The organism is Pseudomonas sp. TYF_14 (genome assembly GCF_043105275.1).
Taxonomy (GTDB): domain Bacteria; phylum Pseudomonadota; class Gammaproteobacteria; order Pseudomonadales; family Pseudomonadaceae; genus Aquipseudomonas; species Aquipseudomonas alloputida.
Window position 1 is genome coordinate 189,463 of sequence record NZ_JBICLK010000032.1, and the last position, 17,521, is coordinate 206,983.

The following is a 17,521-nucleotide window of genomic DNA, read 5'->3' on the forward strand; positions in this document are numbered from 1 at the left end:
GATGAAAAAAGAAAGTTTTGAGTTACTTCTAGGGCTAACACACAAGCAGCCTTGGTTGGCGAGCAAAGCCGCGCAGCTTCATTCAGTATTGTTTGAAGAATGCCCGTGCGAGCAATCAAGAACTTTGATTTTTGAGATGCTTGATAGATTCACATACATCGATTCCAAGATTCACAGATTAAACATCAAAGACTTAGCCCTAGAGCTAGCAACAGAGCCCGGAATCACTTCGTCAGACACTCAAATTGTAGCAATGTCCGCGGACTCCAATGCTGATAGCTCTCAGGAGGTTATATATCACCTGAAGCCTGAGATGGAATCTCAGGGCTGGAGAGATCACAAAGTAGTAAACCGATTTTCGCACGCACTCAAAACATATAAAGAGTCTGGACATAAAAACATTATTCTTGTCGACGACTTTATTGGGTCCGGAAAGACAGTTATTGGACGAGTGACTGAAATTCAAAGACAGTTCAAACACGCATCAATAACTGACTATTCCATTAGAGTAAAAGCATTAACCTCCACCCAGCAAGGATTAAAAAACATCACTGACGAAGGCATCAACGTTACTGCCCAACGAACTTTAAAAAAAGGTATTGACGACTACTACGATGCCCCTCAGGCACAACTCTATCGTGAAATGATGCAAGCAATGGAATCAATACTATCCAAGATGTACAACGATAGAGAAATGCCAAGTTTAGGCTACAATGGTGCTCAAGCAACATATTGCCGAGAAGAATCGAATACTCCAAACAGTGTATTCCCAATCTTTTGGTGGCCATTTAAGACAGATGGAAGCGAAAGACGCACGCTATTAATCAGAGCAATGGGAGACGCGTAATTGAGTAAAAAGCCACGCTTACCTCGTCTACCAGCCAGCGACCTAAAAATACTACAAATATTACTGTCTTCCAGCGGAAAGCTTGAAGTATTTACAATCTATCGACGCAGCCGATTACCGTTCAACCATTTTCTTCAAAGATATATGATTTTAGTCCAGAGCAAATCAATCATCGAGGAAGATGGAGTCGCACGTCTATCGGGCGAGGGTGAAGAATTAGTTAGGTTACAACTATCGAGAGTAAACGCCATCAAAAAATCGTGGCGGGAAGTACCAGCCAAGTATCTGGGTGACCGCTTGGCTGACGGTGCTTTTTACATACCAAACCTAGATTTGTTGTGCCGCAGATCTTTCAATGTTCGAAAAGAACGAGTATGATCCTACTCACCTACAGAGGCTAGTACGATGGAGTGTAGTCGCTCCCCGGTTAAGGTTCCCGATAACCTAGGATCGTAACCCCCAGCGGTGAAGCGTGCTGGGGGTTACGATGCTAATAAAACGCTTCGCGTTTTAACCGCAGATAAATCCATCTAAAATTTCGCTGCGCGAAATTTGAGATGGATATTATCGTCCATGCTGAACGTATAGAAGGTAGCCTCTGTAGGTTTTTATGAATTCTTTAAGTCTAGAATGGAAAGAGCACTTTAGAAGCCGAGGCCTTTCCGCTGACATTATTCGCGAATACGAGCCATACATAAACGAGCTCAGCGCTAATGGCGCGCCTGTGATTTTTGAATTTGAGCACCTTTCCAAACTTATTGGCGTTGATCAATGCCAATTGCGGAAAATGGTTAACGCCCCGAGTTCTTTTTATCACACATTTAAAATAAAGAAGAAATCTGGCGGTTCAAGAACCATCAAGGCTCCATACCCATCACTGCTAATGTGCCAAGACTGGATCTACAAGAATATTCTTTTAAATCAGTCAGTCCATGAAGCTGCACATGGTTACATCCCCAATAGATCAATATTTTCAAACGCCTCATGCCATCTCAATAACAGATGCTTATTGAAAATGGACTTGAAAGACTTTTTCCCGTCTATAAAAATCAACTGGGTTATCAATTTTTTTTCAAAACTCGGCTACGCCAAAAATGTATCATTTTATCTTGCAGCATTGTGCTGCGAGTCTGGCGGCTTAGTCCAAGGCGCATCAACAAGCCCTTATTTGACTAATATTTTATTGATCTCGCTAGACCAGCGACTATCAAAACTATCGGAAGAATTTAACTTAAATTACACCCGCTACGCCGACGACCTGACCTTTTCCGGAAATTATATTCCGCACAAAATAATAGACATAGTCGAGTCAATAGTCACTTCCTTCGGCTTACTCGTGAACCAAGAGAAAACCAGGCTTCAACTTGGCGCAAACCAACGAATAGTCACTGGTTTATCTGTAACCGGCACAGAGCTAAAAGCGCCTAGAAAGTTCAAGCGACAACTCAAACTAGAGCTACATTACATATCGAAATATGGATTCAACTCCCACACTTCTAAAATGAAAATCAGAAACCCTTTCTATATTGAGTCGCTAATCGGAAAGTTAAATTTTTTACTACAGGCCGAACCACATAACAAGTTTGCAAAAGAAGCGATTACAATCATCACCAAAAATCAATAACACCCTATAAAAGATCTTGAGTACGCGTAAAATTTGCAGCACCCCAAGCCTGAATAGTAGGGATGGTACGCCCCGAAATTAAGGGTACAAACTGGGATATTCTACTTCAGAAGATAAAGTTTATTTCTTTACATTCAAAGTATTGTGCGCCTTTTCGACTCCTGGTGCCACCATACGCAGTATCAAAAATGCTCACCGAAAGATGAGCTTTTTTGTTTTCAGTGCCGTTATGCCCGCCCTCCCCCCTCTCAAACCCTCCGCAACCCCCGCCGCACCTCTTTATCGGCATACATCAACTGATCCGCCGCTTTAAGCGCGGCCTGCAGCGAAGTCGCAGCGGGATCAACACTGGTAATTCCAAAACTCGCACCCGCGTAATCGAACCGGCAGTCGTCAAACTCGTAGCTACCAATCAGCAGCGGCACCAGCCGTCTGCGCATCGCTGCGGCAGTTTTGGCCATTTCGCCCGGATGGATCGAAGCGGTCAAGCCGATCACAACGAACTCGTCACCACCCCAGCGCCCAAGTTCATCCGTTGCCCGCAACCCGCCCTGCAAGCGCCGGCTGCCTTCGATCAGGAACTTGTCCCCCACCTCGTGCCCGTAGGTGTCGTTGATCGCCTTGAATTCGTCGAGGTCGATAAATGCCACCAGCACCCCCTGCCCCGTTCGCTTCGCCAACGCGAAATGCCGATGCAAGGCAGCCAGGATCGCACGCCGGTTCTTCAACCCGGTCAGCGCGTCATAGTTGGCTGCATAGCGTTCTTCCTGGCGGCGCAATAGCATCTGCCCGGCCACACGGCTGGAGAGCAAGATCAAGATCAACCCGAGCGCTGCCACAGAGGCGCCGGTCCAGTAGTACTGCTGACGCATCGGCTGCAGGTGATCAAGCTTTGCCAGCGTCAGCAGCTGATATTGCGCGTCGTTCAGGGGCTGGCGATGCACCAGATAAGGGTGCCCGTCAATGAGCCATTGATTGGCCTGAGCCGCGGCTGCCACAGCGCGGATATCCATGGGCTCGCCCGGCTCTTCGTCGCCATCCAGAGGCCTGCGAATATCGGGCGGGAGCAGTGCCGCCACGTTACGCAGCATGAAGGGTTCGCTGGAAGCGGTGGTCACACGGCCCTGACGGTTCACAATCAAGGCAATGTGACGCCCTGTCAGGTAAAGGGCGATGTCCGGGGCATCGAACTTGACCGTGACAGAGCCGAGTGGCTTGCCGTCAGCATCGTCGATGCGGCTGGCTACGAAATAGGAGGGGGTTTTGTTCAGGCGGGCAATGCCGAACATTTCACCACTGCCAGTGCGCAATGCGTCGAGGAGGTAGGCCCTGCCCGTATAGATCTGGCCAACGATGCTGAATGACTCCGCCCAGTTGCTGGCCGTCACCGTATCGTCTGAGAGGTTGTTCATGTAGATACGGGCATAGTGAAGATCACTGGCCAATCTATCCATGAAATCACCCACGCTTCGCACCAGCGGGTCACGGGTGAACTTCGAAGCGCGCTCCTCACGCGTGAGTGCCGCGAAACCGGGCGGATCATGGCGATATCGGGCAGCGAGTTGGATCACCTCGCTTTGACGGGCCACCATGTTGGCCACGCTGGCCATCTCGGTGAACAGGCGGTCTACCACACGCCCCGTAATCTGAGCCTCGTATTCGGTGCCTGCCGCCAGGTTGTCGAGTTCTTCTGCTGTAAGGCGCTGCACTATCCACCCGCCCAGGCTTGCCACAAGTACCAACCAGACGACCACAACGCCCAGCGTCACCCGACGCACGATGGATGGAATGTCCCTGCGCTGCCGCCGTTGCGACGGATCGTAACTCACGCCGCGCTTACCGGTTGAATGGGGCACCAAAGCAACTCCTTTTGCGATACAGCAATGTGCATCATCGACCCTGCGATACCCCGCCAAGGCGAGGCTCGCTAGATTGTAAGACATTCACCTCAGTTGATCGCCAATGGATTGATGGCGGTCAAACGGCGGGCTGGGCGAGGGGTTTACGTTCAGAACAGGCAGCCCTGAGGGAGGATGAGCATGGCCAAGAGATTCCCCACAAACCCTCGCCACCCCGAGCGTATCTGCTGGGGTTGCGACCTGTACTGCCCTGCCAAAGCGCTAGCCTGGGGCAATGGCGCAGACCGGACCATGCATCCGGTGGAGCTGTTTGGCGAGGATTGGGATAGCTTCGAGGGCCAGTTGGAGAAGCCGGTTGATCCAGGGCAAGCGGCAGAGCCCAAGTAAGAAAGGGCCGCTTGGCGGCCCAGCGCTGGTTCTGTGGGAGCGGGCATGCCCGCGAAGCTGGCGGTGCGGTTGCAGGCACCGGCTGCGCCGGTGTTCGCGGGTGAACCCGCTCCTACAGGTACAGCGCCAGGCCTTGTGGAAGGGCTTGATCAGAACGCGGTGCTTACCGTCAACGACAGGTTACGCGGGTCGCCATAAATCGCCCCGGCATAGAACCCGTACTGGCTGTAGTAGTGCTTGTCGAACAGGTTGTTGGCGTGGAGGCTGACGCTGGTGTCGTCGGTCAGCTGGTACTTGGCCATGGCATTCCAGATGGCATAACCGGACCAGTTCACGTCAGTGGCACCATTGCTCACACCGTTAGTAGGCTGGCCAGCAGGGCTGGAGATGGCGCGGATGTTGGTCTGCGCAGTCACGCCGGCGCCCAGGGTCAGGCGGTCGAGCGGGCCGCTCAGGCGGTAGGTGGTGGAGGCCTTGAACAAGTGCGACGGGTCGCTGCGGCCGTCGCTGTCGACGCGGCGAAAGTGCAGGTAGGTGTAACCGGCGTAGACGTTCCAGTTGGGGGTCAGGGCGCCTGCGACTTCCAGGTCGATACCATCGGTTTCCTGCCCGGAGCCGGCCTTGTAGGCGCTGCCGCCAGTCGGGGTGGTCAGGTCGCCGTCCAACACGGCCTTGTTTTCCTGCTTGGTGCGGAAGTACGCCGCCGAGGCGTTCAGGCGGCCATCGAACCACTCACCCTTGATACCTGTCTCGTAGCTTTGCCCACGAATCGGCTCGACCTTGCTGCCGCTGCTGGTTTCAGACGTTTGCGGCGTGAAGATATCGGTGTAGCTGGCGTATACCGAGTAGTTGACATTGAGGTCATACACCGCGCCCAGGTAAGGGGTGACGATGCCGTTTTCTTCCTGGCTGCTGCGCTCGCCGGCCACGCTGCGGGTGACCGAGGAATAGTTGCTGGTGCGCACGCCAACGATCACCGACAACGGGTCGGTGATGCTCAGGCGGGTGGCGGCGTACATGCCCTGCAGACGGGTGGTGGTCTTGCTGTGAAGGCCGGTGCGCGAGGCGATGAGGTCGTAGTCGTCATCCACGCCATTGTGCCAGTCGGTCACCGGGAAGCCGTTGTTGGCGCGGAACTGGCAACCCAGTGCAGGCGCGCTGGTCATGCCGTCGCCGACCATGGTGCAGGTGTACTGGGGCGACCAGCCGACGGTGCGGCTGTCGTTGTAGCCGACCATCGCCTGGTGGGTGCGGCCGAACAGCTGGAACGGGCCAGACAGGTCGATCTGCGCCGACTGCTGGGTGGTGTCGCTGGAGCTGTGCAAACCATTCAGTACTGCGCCGCTGCCGTCCTGGTCCCAATAGCCGCCGTAGCTGCCGCGCCCGGCCGAATTCACCTTGGCAAGGCCGCGATGGTTCAGGGCTTCGGTGGTGGCCTGGGCGGCTTTCAGGTCCAGGGTCCAGTCGTTGTCGAAGCGGTGCTCGAGCGAACCGAACGCAGTGCGGGTGGTGTACTCGCCAAAGCTCCAGCTGGGCACCACGTTGGTGCTGCGCGGCAAGTCGGTCTTGCTGCCGTCGCGGTACCAGATCGGGATGTTCGCGCCCCAGCCGCCACCCACGACCTTGTTGTATTCATACTGGTAACCGGCGCCCAAGGTAGTGGCGTCGTCCAGGTCGAACTCGAAATTGGCCAACGCGGCGCGGGAACGTTCGGACTGGTTGTCGCGGAACGAGTTGGCATCCTGCTGGGACATCACGAAGCGCGAACGCAGGCGGCCATCTTCGGACAGCGGCAGGTTCAAGTCAGCACCCAGACGACGCTTGTCCCAGCTGCCATAAGTGGCATAAGCGCTGCCGCCGAAGGTTTTGGTCGGTGCCTTGCGGATCAGGTTGACGGTGGCCGAGGGGTCGCCGGTGCCGCCCAGCAGGCCGTTGGCGCCGCGCACGATGTCGATGCGTTCGTACAGGTCCATGTTCAGCGCATTGCCGCTGCCACTGAAATCGGAGCCGCCCTGGGTCTGCAGGCCATCGACCTTCCAGTTGCTGATCGAGTATCCACGCGCGCGGTAGTCGGTGCGCCCACCCACCTCGGACTTGTTGGCCGTTACGCCTGGGGCGGTTTCCAATGCCTGCTCGATGGTGTGGATGTCGCGGTCATCCATCTGCTGGCGGGTGATGGTGGTAACCGATTGCGGTGTCTGCCGTGGCGTCAGTGCCAGGCCAGTGGAGCTGCGGGTGCTCTCGACCGTGTAGCCCAACTGGCCGGCATCGTCGGCAGGCAGTAATGCACTGTCTTCGATCTGTGTGGCGTCGAGTTCAAGGGGTTTGCCGTCGGCAGCCACTGCACCACCGCTGATGGCGACGGCGACGCAGAAGGCCAGCGGCTTGAGGCAATTGCCACTTTGACTGAAGGGGATGAACACTGGCGTGATGCTTTGGGGATTCATTTGGGAAGGCTTCGTATTTGCAGATGATTTTTTGTTAGGATTCTAGGGATCAGCCCTCCGGGCTCCAGACCCGACATGTACGGGGATGTAATTGAACGTAACGAGCGCCGCCGGCCCTCACCTAACAGGTGTTTTTCTGCATGAGCACGACCCTGCTGGTTGTCGATGATGACGACGAGATCCGCGAACTTCTTTGTGATTACCTGACCGATGCCGGCTACAACGTGCTGGCGGCAGCAGACGGTCAACAGATGCGTGACCAGCTGGCCCGGCACAAAGTGGAGCTGGTGGTGCTCGACCTGATGCTGCCGGGTGAGGACGGCCTTAGCCTGTGCAGGCAGTTGCAGGCCACACCTGGGTTGGCAGTGATCATGCTGTCAGCCAAGGGCGGCACGCTGGACCGCATCATCGGCCTGGAAGTAGGCGCCGACGACTATCTGGCCAAGCCCTTCGAACCACGCGAACTGATCGCCCGGATCAAAGCCGTACTGCGTCGTCCGCAACGCCTGGGCACCTCTGCCGAAGAACCTATGGTGGACGCCCAGCTGTTCGCAGGCTTTCGCCTGGAACACGTCAAGCGCCTGCTCACCCGCCCGGATGGCGAGACCCTGACCCTGCCGCGCTCCGACTACCGCGTGCTGCGCGAACTGCTGGAAGCCAACAACCGAGTGGTCTCCCGTGACCAACTGACCCGCAGCGCGTTCGGCCGCGATCACCTGCCCGACGACCGTTCGGTGGACATGTGTGTCAGCCGCCTGCGCCAGCAGCTGCGCCGGGCGCCGGCGGGCACCGCGCAAATCCTGACCATCCGCAACGAAGGCTACCTGCTGAGTCTCGCCCCCCTCGCGGCCGGTGCCTGACATGCGCTGGTTTCACCGGCTATGGCCCCGCACCTTGTTTGGTCAACTGCTGCTGATCATGGTCAGTGGCACGCTGGTGATCCAGTTGATGTCGAGCAGCATCTGGTTCGATGTGCGTTTCGCTCAGGCGCTAGAGGTGCCCGTGCGACTGGTTGCTGCACGCAGCGCCCCCCTGATTGCCCAGGCCGACTGCCACGGCGGTACGCTGCAGGCGCCAGCCCACTACCAGCTTCACTGCGTCGAAAGCCTGCCTGCGCAAGAGCATGACGAGCGCCGCGGGCACAGGCGGGTCGAGCTGTTGTTGCAGCAGGCCCTGAAGTACGAGCTGGGGCATGCCCAGGACGTGCGCCTGATGAACGTGCAACTCACCGACGAACTGGGCCAGCCGATCGTCTGGCGCAGCCTGTTCGGCCTGCGCACGGCCCAGGCGCATATCCAGTTCGCGGTGCCGCTGGCCGATGGCCACTGGCTGACCGTTGCGGGCCAGGAACTGCAGGGCTGGAGCGGCGAGTCGGCCTGGGTGCTGATCAGCGATTACCTGCTGCGGGTGTATGCGCTGCGCATCGTCGCGGTGTTGCTGGTGTGCCTGGTTGCCGTGCGCCTGTGCCTGCGCCCGTTGCGGCGCCTGGCCGATGCCGCACGCGGCCTGGGCAGCAACCTCGAGCAGCCTCCCCTGGCACTGGATGGCCCGGAGGAAGTGCGCCAGGCGGCGCAGGCATTCAACGCGATGCAGCAGCGGCTGATTGCCATGGTCAACGACAAGGCCTACTTCCTGGCCGCCGTGTCTCATGACCTGCGCACCCCACTGACCCGCATGCGCCTGCGACTGGAGCGCTTACCCGATGACGAACACCGTCAGCGCCTGCGGCAGAACATCACGCAGATGGACAATATGATCGGTCAGGTTCTGGATTACCTGCGTGCCGGAGAGCAGCAGAATTTGCAGCAGGTGGACCTGGACCGGCTGGTGACGCGCCAGTGTGCGGACCTGGCGACTGACCAGGAACCACTGCCGGTGCACGGCCGGGTGAACAGCCTGCGGGGGGATGCCCTGCTGCTGCAGCGCTGCCTGCAGAACTTGTTGGTCAATGCGTTGCGTTATGCCAAGGATGTTTCTGTCACGCTGGAGCGGACCACCACAGGAGTGTTCATCCACATCGACGACCGTGGACCAGGCATTTCGCCAGCGCTGCTGCCGACCATCACCGACCCGTTCGTGCGCGGTGAGGGATCGCGTAACCAGGCATCCGGCGGATATGGGCTGGGGCTGAGCATTGCCCAGCGGATCGCCGCCAGCCATGGGGGTGAGCTGATATTGTCGAACCGTGAGAGCGGTGGATTGCGGGTCAGCATACTGCTGCCTGGCTAACGCGATCTTCTGTGGGAGCAGCCCCACACCATAGGACTGCGCAGGCCTGGGAATTCGCAATCAGGTAACAGTCTTTTACCGATTACCCAGGTTTTCCGTCCCCTGCGTTTGCCTATCCTAGGCCCGGTCATCCTGCCTGCGATGGACCCATGAAACACTCTCTTCCCAGCCGCTACGCCTGCCTCGTACTCTGCCTTGTCTTCACTTTCGCCAGCCTGCCCCTGCTGGCCCAACATGCCTGGCTGTGGCCGGTAACGCTGATCACCGCGCTGCTCAGCCTGGTCGGTCTGAATGACCTGCGCCAAAGCCACCATGCGGTGCGACGCAACTACCCGATCCTGGGCAATATCCGTTACCTGATCGAAACCATCCGCCCGGAAATCCGCCAGTACCTGATCGAAGGTGACGACGACAAGCTGCCGTTCTCCCGCTCGCAACGCTCGCTGGTCTACGCCCGCGCCAAGAACGAAAGCGCCGAGAAAGCGTTCGGCACGCTCAACGACGCCTACAAACCTGGTTTCGAATTCATCAGCCATTCCATGCTACCGGTGGCCACGCCAGACCCTGCGTCGTTCCGCATTGCCATCGGCGGGCCGCAATGCCGAATGCCCTACTCGGCCTCGATCTTCAACATCTCGGCGATGAGTTTCGGCGCCCTCAGCGCCAACGCCATCGCCGCGCTCAACCGCGGCGCGCGCATGGGCCGGTTTGCCCATGACACTGGCGAAGGCAGCATCAGCCCGTACCACCGTGAACACGGCGGCGATCTGATCTGGGAAATTGGCAGCGGCTACTTCGGCTGCCGCACCGAGGACGGTCGTTTCGATCCACAGCGCTTCGCCGAACAGGCCCGCTCGGCACAGGTGAAGATGATCGAGATCAAGCTCAGCCAGGGCGCCAAGCCTGGCCACGGCGGCATTTTACCGGGGCACAAGGTCAGCCCCGAAATTGCCGAGACCCGTGGCGTACGCGCAGGCGAGGACTGCATTTCGCCCGCGGCGCACAGCGCCTTCCGCACACCGGTCGAGCTGCTGCAGTTCGTAGCCGGCCTGCGCGAGCTTTCGGGTGGCAAGCCCGTTGGCTTCAAGTTCTGCCTGGGCCACCCTTGGGAATTCATGGGCATTGCCAAGGCCATGCTCGCCACCGGCATCACCCCTGACTTCATCGTTGTCGACGGCAAGGAAGGCGGCACCGGCGCGGCACCTCGCGAGTTCAGCGACAACATGGGCGTGCCGATGCGCGAAGGCCTGATGTTCGTGCACAACACGTTGGTCGGCCTGAACCTGCGCTCCAGCATCCGCATTGGCGCGGCGGGCAAGATCGTCAGCGCCTTCGACATTGCCAGCGTATTGGCCATCGGCGCTGACTGGGTCAATTCGGCACGCGGTTTCATGTTTGCCATTGGCTGCATTCAGTCGCAGAGCTGCCACACCAACAAGTGCCCGACCGGCGTGGCGACCCAAGACCCTCTGCGCCAGCGCGCTCTGGTGGTGCCAGACAAGGCCGAGCGGGTAGCCAGCTTCCACCGCAACACACTGCACGCACTGGCCGAGATGCTGGCTGCCGCAGGCCTGGAGCACCCTTCGGAGCTCAAGCCCAAACACCTGGCACGGCGCGTCAGCCCCAGCGAAATCGGGTTGTTTTCAGACTTGCACACATTCCTCAAACCAGGTGAGTTACTCAGTGGCTCGATCGAAAGCGAGTTTTATGCGCGGATGTGGCGGATGGCGCGTAGCGACAGCTTTGCACCGGAGACCGTAAGCCCAGCGCCGGCTCAAACAGTAACCGTTCGCCGAAAAGAAACAGCCCCGGCATAGGCCGGGGCTGTTCGATACATCAGATCAGAATCAGAAGATGCTGATCGGGTACTCGACGAATACGCGGACTTCGTTGCCGTCGTCGTTGTAACCGTTCTGCTGCACGGCGTTGTTGGTACGCAAGAACGAGCTACGCAGCTTGATCGACAGGTCCTTGGCCGGGCCGTCCTGCACCACGTAACGGATCTGGTTGAAGATCTCGCGCTCTTTACCTTCGCCGAAGCCTTGCGGGTTGGCGACGTTGCGGGTGTTGATGTTGTCACCCACCACGTAAGCCAGCTTGTAGGTCAGGCCCGGAATGCCGTAGGCACCGAAGTCCAGGCCGTAGCCCAGTTGCCAGGAGCGCTCGTCTTCGGCGTTGAAGTCGGACCAGTACGAGTTGGCCAGGTAGATGGTGGAACCACCGTCACCCACGCCGCCGGCGTTCTGGTAGAAGCCGTAGTTGTAGCCCGTGCTGCCGGTGCTGCGCTGGTGAGCGAGGGTGAACGAGTGCGCACCGTACGCGTAGGTGGCTGCAAGGCTCCAGATGGTGTTGGAGTCGCCGTTCAGGCCTGCGGCTTTTACGTACTTGTTGTTGATGTCCGACTTGTAGCCGTTGAAGTCCAGGGTCAGGGACTGGTCGCTGGCGATCGGGAAGACGTAGTTCAAGCCCAGGTAGTGCTTCTTCATCACGTCTTCGTTGTCGGCGGTGTACAGCGAAGCGGTGAAGTTGTCGGTGAACTTGTAGCTGCCACCGAGGACGTTGATCGACTTCAGGCCACCACCATCACGGCGCTCGGCGCTCTTGCGCGCTTCCTGGGTGAAGCGGCCGGCGTTCAGTTCCAGGCCCTGGATCTCTTTGGAGGTGATCAGGGTGCCGGTGAAGCTTTCTGGCAGCAGACGTGCATCGTCGTACTGCAGCACTGGCAGTGCTGGCATCTGGTCACCGTACTTCAGCACGGTGTTGGAAATGCGGAACTTCACAGCAGCACCACCACGCGCCAGGTTGTGCGGCGAGCTGGCGTTGCCTTCGGCATTGGTGGTTTCGTGCGGCTTGAAGAAGTCGACGCCGCCACCACCATTGTGGCCTTTGCCGCCATCCAGGCGCACGGCGTACAGGCCGAATGCGTCTACACCGACGCCAACGGTGCCTTGGGTGAAACCGGAGGAGAAGTTGGCGATGAACGCCTGGCCCCATTCGATCTGGTCGTCGGTGCCATGCTTCTTGTCACGGTTGATGTAGGCGTTGCGCAGAAGGACGTTGGCGTGACTGTCCTCGATGAAGCCCTTGCTGTCAGCCTGGTCATTGGCCTGAGCCTGGGTCGCGGCGATCATCGCCAGGGCGACCAGGCTGATCCTGGTTTTCAACATGTTGTTTTCCTTATTTCTTAATCAAAAACGCGCTGCAATATGACGCCAGGAACCAACGCCCCTTCGTAGGTTCGACGCTATGCGGATCCAGCCGGGTGGGCCGACCGGTAATTTCACGGCGGCCCTTGGCAGCAGCTTGGCCAATACCATGGCCAGCAGGCGTTGGCCGAATCCTAGCCGTGTGCGATTACAAATGTCAAAAAGTCGTGAAATGCAGGTTGATATAACCGAAATTACCGGCCTGTCTGGTGCATTTCCATGCAGGTTTGCGCTATCAGCGGGCAATTTATCTTGTGTAGGAAATTGCCATTTGATCGAACGGACAATTTCCTGGGAGCAGGCAGAGCGTGGCCGCAGAGGCTGTTACAAACGGACACATATGTAAAGACAAGCCTTTACAAATACCCAAGCAAGAGCAAATAACAAGCATTACCATTCGCACTTTATTTTCAACTGCCCGTCCCGGATGTGCCCATGCTTGTACCCTGCCGTCTTTCACCCCTGACGCTCGGCCTGTCGCTGCTGTTCAGCGCCAGCCTGGCCAGTGCCGCCGCCACCACACTGCCGGAGTCGTCGGTTACCGCCGACAGCGAACGCGAGAAGGACAACCCGCGGGTCAAGGAGGTGAGCACCGCAACCCGCACCTCGACGCCCGTGCGTTATGTGCCGCAGGCCATCGATACGGTGAAAACCGCCAATGTGCTGGATTACGGCAGCAACACGCTGGGCAAGGCGCTGGAGGGTATCCCCAACGTCAGCAGCGGCGCCGACACCCGTTTTGACAGCGTACGCATCCGCGGCTTCGAGGCCAGCAACGACTTCTACCTGGACGGTATCCGCGACGACAGCCAGTACATCCGCGACCTGCACAACATCGAGCGGGTCGAAGTGCTGAAGGGGCCTGCAGCGGTACTGTATGGCCGTGGCAGCCAGGGCGGCATCGTCAACAGGGTCAGCAAGGCACCGGAGCCGGGTCGCCGCTCGACCATCGAAGCGCAGGCCGGCAGCGAAGACCTGCGCAGCCTGTATGCCGACCTCAGCGCCGACCCCAGCGACACGGTCAGCCTGCGCCTGAACATGGGCAACCAGGACAACAACAGCTTTCGCGAGGGTATCGACGGCAGCCGCCAACTGTTCGCCCCGTCGATCAGCTGGCAGATCACCCCCGACCTGAACTGGCTGGTGCAGTATGAATACAGCCGCTACAACCGCACACCAGACCGCGGCATCCCGAGTGTCAACGGCCGCCCGGCAGACGTCAGCCGCAGCGCCACCTACGGCGACCATCGCGACTACATTGACGACCGCGCCCAGTCGCTGCGCTCGCGTCTGAACTACCAGCTGAACGAAACCTGGCAGCTGCGCCACACCCTGGGCCTGTTCAAACTCGACAGCGAGTTCGACAACACCTATGTCACGGGCTACAACGCCGGCACCAATACCTTGACCCGCCAACGCTGGCAGCAGGACCTGAACACCCGCAACCTGTTCAACAACCTGGAGGCCGAGGGCGACTTCGACACCTTGGGCCTTGAACACAAGCTGCTGCTGGGCCTGGAGTTCGGCAACCAGCGGCGCGATCCGCTGCTATACAGCGCCGGCAGCCAGAGCCTGCCAGGCCTGGGCAAACCCAGCCAGCCACACAATGGTACGTTGGCGGTATCGAGCTACAACCACACCGTGGTCGACAGCCGCGGGGTCTATCTGCAGGACCAGATTCGCCTGAACGATCAGTGGCAGGTTCTCGCCGGCGTACGCTTTGACCAGTTCGAAGTGGAAACCACCAACAAGGATGGCTTGCGCGAACCGCAGGACAGCAACAGCACCAGCCCACGCCTGGGCGTGGTCTACACGCCATGGCGCGACCATTCGTTCTACGCCTCGTGGAGCAAGACTTTCTCACCGGTGGGTGGCGGCTTGATCGGCATCACCCCAGGGGCACAGGGCAACACCAATAAAACCGACCCGGAAGAGACCCGGCAGAAAGAAATAGGCGTAAAGAGCGACTGGTTGGATCAGCGCCTGACCACCACCCTGGCCATCTACGAGCTGGAACTTTACAACCGCCGCACCCGCGACCCAAACGACCCGAACATCATCTTGCTCAGCGGCATGCAGCGTTCACGCGGCATCGAGCTGACTGCCACCGGCAACATCGTCGGCAACTGGTATGTACGCGGCGGCATTGGCCTGCAGGATGCGATCATCGTCAAGGACAATAACGGCCAGGAAGGCAACCGCATCAATGACGTGGCCAAGCGCAATGGCAGCCTGTTCGTGACCTGGAAGCCAGAATTGGGGTGGTACGCCGAAACCGGGCTGACACTGGTGGGCGAGCGTTATGCGGACAACCAGAACACCACGGTATTACCAGGGTATGGCCGTTGGGATGCACTGGCGGGGTATCGGACCCATGACTGGGATGTGCGGGCGGCATTGAGCAACATTGCTGACAAGACCTACTACAGCTCGGCGACCAGTGCGGCGCAGATCCAGGTGGGCGATCCGCGTAGCCTTGTGGTGACGGGTAGCTACAGTTTCTGATTTTAAGTTGCCTGTACCTGCCTCTTCGCGAGCATGCCCGCGAAGAGGCCGGTACAAGTAATACCGATCCGATCAGTGCCACACCGCCATCAGCGCCTGCATCTCTGCTTCGCTGATCAACCCTTGGGGGTATCGCCCGGCAAGCAGACGTCGTGGGTCGGTCGTCCTGACCCTGATGCTTCCATGGTGTTTCAACCGCTTCGCCAAAAGCCTGAGCGATTGGCGATCAACTGCCGATGGGCGCAAAGCCGACTCACTTGCTGCGTTCATGTCCACACGTACTCCCTGGCCCGTGAGCGGCTAATTTACGTAGGTATTGTTACAGATCAGAGGCGCGGCCTGACCGTGCCATCTCGCTATCTGCTTGAAAAACAATACAAAACGTATGCCAGCTCGGCCTCCGGGCGTCGCCCGCGCAAAAAAGAGGCCCGTCACATGACGGGCCTCTCATTCATTACGGGCTCAGCGCTTGACCGGCGCCGGCTGCTGTTGGGTCAGGCAGTGAATGTTGCCGCCACCCAAGAGCAGCTCGCGGCCCGGGATCATCACCACCTCATGGTCGGGGAAGATCCTTGCCAGGATCGCTCTGGCTTCAGCATCTGCCGGGTCGTCGAAGCTTGGGGCAATGATGCCACCGTTGACGATCAGGAAGTTCACGTACGAACCCGCCAGGCGCACCGACGGGTCACGCTCCTGGCTGCCGGCGACCTGGTCGACACCGGCGCACTCTTCGGCAGTGGCAAACAGCGGGCCCGGGATCGGCATCTTGTGCACGATGAACTCGCGGCCCTTGGCGTCGCGGGTGTTCTTCAGCACATCCATGGCCGCGTGGCAGCGCGCATAGTTGGGGTCGTTGGAATCATCGGTCCAGGCCAGTAACACTTCACCCGGGCGCACGTAACAGCAGAAGTTGTCGACGTGACCGTCAGTTTCGTCGTTGTACAGGCCATCGGGCAGCCATACCACGGTGTCGACCGCCAAGTGATCGCGCAGCACCGCTTCAATCTGCTCGCGGCTCAGGTGCGGGTTGCGGTTGCGGTTGAGCAGGCATTCCTCAGTGGTGATCACGGTGCCTTCACCGTCTACGTGGATCGAACCACCTTCCAGCACAAAGCCTTCGGTCTGGTAGCGCTGGCAGCGCTCCATTTCCAGCACCTTGGCGGCCAGTTCCTCGTCGCGGTTCCAGGGTGCGTACAGGCCGCCATCGAAGCCGCCCCAGGCGTTGAAGCCCCAATCTACACCGCGCACTTCGCCATGGTCGTTGATGACGAAGGTAGGGCCGGTGTCACGCACCCAGGCATCGTCGTTGCTGATTTCAACCACACGAATGTTCGGCTGGTCGAGTTGGCGCCGGGCGTTCTCGTACTGGCCGGCGGAGACCGCGACGGTGACAGGTTCGAAACGGGCAATGGCCTTGGCCAGGGTTACGTGGGCAGCCTGCGCCGGCTTGCCGCCCAGACGCCAGTTGTCCGGGCGCTCCGGCCAGACCATCCATACCTGAGTTTGTGGGGCCCACTCGGCGGGCATGTGGAAACCATCGGCACGGGGCGTGGAGTTGAGGGTTTTCATGGGTGACCTCTGTGATGGCCCTGAGCCGGGTATGCTGGGGCGTTTGTCAATTTATAACCGATATATATCGATATTTGAAGCCTGAAAATCGAAGAATTCCGCGCCATTCGGCGAATTTAAATCGATAACAATCGACACCTATCAGCGCTGGTCTGGTGAAAGGAACGGCCTGCTGTCTACCATAGCCACACCTTATGCATCCTGTTACAGCTACGCGCGGAAATTTCCGGCAAGGCCGACTAGGGTCAATACTTGAACGACGGGCCAGCGAGCCGCTATGAACATCATCCCTACAGCAATCCCTGAAGTACTGATCATCGAGCCGAAGGTGTTCGCTGACAGCCGTGGTTTTTTCTTCGAGGCATTCAACGCCCGTGAGTTCTCAGAGCAAACCGGCGTGAACGTGACGTTCGTCCAGGACAACCACTCGCGCTCCATCAAGGGCGTGCTCCGTGGGCTGCACTACCAGGTGGCAAACACCCAGGGCAAGCTGGTGCGCGTGGTGCACGGGGAAATCCGCGATATCGCCGTGGACGTGCGCAAAAGCTCGCCAACATTCGGTAAATGGGTCGCGGTGCACCTGTCAGCCGACAACCATCGCCAGCTGTGGATTCCGCCTGGCTTCGCCCACGGTTTTGCGGTGATGAGTGAATCGGCAGAGTTCCTCTACAAGACCACCGACTACTACAACCCTGGCGCCGACCGCTGTATCCGCTGGGACGACCCGCAACTGGCCATCGACTGGGGGCTGCAGCAGCCACCGCTGTTATCGGACAAGGACAAGGTGGGCCTGCCATTGGCAGAGGCGGAAGTGCTGCCTTAACTAGCGCATAATTGCGTCAGACTTT

General features: G+C 58.6%; 13 protein-coding genes. 8 read left to right on the forward strand and 5 right to left on the reverse strand.

Annotated features, from left to right (window positions below; genetic code table 11):
• Position 1: 1 nt before the first annotated feature.
• Positions 2–847, forward strand: coding sequence for a hypothetical protein (locus ACF8O8_RS09960; RefSeq protein ID WP_392509611.1), 846 nt, complete (start codon positions 2–4; stop codon positions 845–847).
• Between the two features lie 610 nt (positions 848–1,457).
• Positions 1,458–2,471: a reverse transcriptase family protein gene (locus ACF8O8_RS09965; RefSeq protein WP_392509612.1), complete on the forward strand. Its 1,014-nt coding sequence runs from the start codon at positions 1,458–1,460 to the stop codon at positions 2,469–2,471.
• Between the two features lie 248 nt (positions 2,472–2,719).
• On the opposite strand, the gene ACF8O8_RS09970 is transcribed toward ACF8O8_RS09965, so the two are convergent.
• Positions 2,720–4,327, reverse strand: a complete 1,608-nt coding sequence (locus ACF8O8_RS09970; protein WP_392509613.1) for a diguanylate cyclase — start codon at positions 4,325–4,327, stop codon at positions 2,720–2,722.
• Positions 4,328–4,510: 183 nt separating this feature from the next.
• Here ACF8O8_RS09970 and ACF8O8_RS09975 point away from each other — a divergent pair, with 183 nt between their 5' ends.
• Entirely contained in the window at positions 4,511–4,717 is a 207-nt protein-coding gene (locus ACF8O8_RS09975) for a DUF3079 domain-containing protein (RefSeq protein WP_392509614.1), read from the forward strand.
• Between the two features lie 149 nt (positions 4,718–4,866).
• On the opposite strand, the gene ACF8O8_RS09980 is transcribed toward ACF8O8_RS09975, so the two are convergent.
• The gene (locus ACF8O8_RS09980; RefSeq protein WP_392509615.1) at positions 4,867–7,164 is read right to left on the reverse strand and encodes a TonB-dependent siderophore receptor; all 2,298 of its coding nucleotides are present in this window, start codon (positions 7,162–7,164) and stop codon (positions 4,867–4,869) included.
• Positions 7,165–7,304: 140 nt separating this feature from the next.
• On the opposite strand from ACF8O8_RS09980, the gene ACF8O8_RS09985 reads away from it, so the two are divergent.
• The 3 genes from ACF8O8_RS09985 to ACF8O8_RS09995 all read left to right on the forward strand — a co-directional run bounded on the left by ACF8O8_RS09985 (position 7,305) and on the right by ACF8O8_RS09995 (position 11,210).
• Complete coding sequence (locus tag ACF8O8_RS09985; RefSeq protein ID WP_392509616.1) at positions 7,305–8,024, forward strand: response regulator; 720 nt, start codon at positions 7,305–7,307, stop codon at positions 8,022–8,024.
• A 1-nt stretch (position 8,025) separates the two neighbouring features.
• Positions 8,026–9,393, forward strand: a complete 1,368-nt coding sequence (locus ACF8O8_RS09990) for an ATP-binding protein (RefSeq protein ID WP_392509617.1) — start codon at positions 8,026–8,028, stop codon at positions 9,391–9,393.
• Between the two features lie 149 nt (positions 9,394–9,542).
• Positions 9,543–11,210 carry an FMN-binding glutamate synthase family protein gene (locus ACF8O8_RS09995; protein WP_010951638.1) on the forward strand — a complete coding sequence of 556 codons (1,668 nt, stop codon included), beginning with the start codon at positions 9,543–9,545 and terminating at the stop codon, positions 11,208–11,210.
• A 30-nt stretch (positions 11,211–11,240) separates the two neighbouring features.
• Here the strand turns inward: ACF8O8_RS09995 and ACF8O8_RS10000 are convergent, their stop codons facing one another.
• Positions 11,241–12,560: an OprD family porin gene (locus ACF8O8_RS10000; protein WP_003255784.1), complete on the reverse strand. Its 1,320-nt coding sequence runs from the start codon at positions 12,558–12,560 to the stop codon at positions 11,241–11,243.
• Between the two features lie 474 nt (positions 12,561–13,034).
• Between ACF8O8_RS10000 and ACF8O8_RS10005 the strand changes: the two genes are divergently transcribed.
• A complete protein-coding gene (locus ACF8O8_RS10005; RefSeq protein WP_392509618.1) occupies positions 13,035–15,104 on the forward strand; it encodes a TonB-dependent receptor in 2,070 nt (689 codons plus the stop codon).
• 72 nt (positions 15,105–15,176) lie between these two features.
• Here the strand turns inward: ACF8O8_RS10005 and ACF8O8_RS10010 are convergent, their stop codons facing one another.
• Complete coding sequence (locus ACF8O8_RS10010) at positions 15,177–15,374, reverse strand: hypothetical protein (protein ID WP_011953221.1); 198 nt, start codon at positions 15,372–15,374, stop codon at positions 15,177–15,179.
• Positions 15,375–15,566: 192 nt separating this feature from the next.
• Positions 15,567–16,673, reverse strand: a complete 1,107-nt coding sequence (gene aguA, locus ACF8O8_RS10015; RefSeq protein ID WP_010951636.1) for an agmatine deiminase — start codon at positions 16,671–16,673, stop codon at positions 15,567–15,569.
• Between the two features lie 277 nt (positions 16,674–16,950).
• Here aguA and rfbC point away from each other — a divergent pair, with 277 nt between their 5' ends.
• A complete protein-coding gene (gene rfbC / locus ACF8O8_RS10020) occupies positions 16,951–17,496 on the forward strand; it encodes a dTDP-4-dehydrorhamnose 3,5-epimerase (RefSeq protein WP_010951635.1) in 546 nt (181 codons plus the stop codon).
• Positions 17,497–17,521 lie beyond the last annotated feature (25 nt).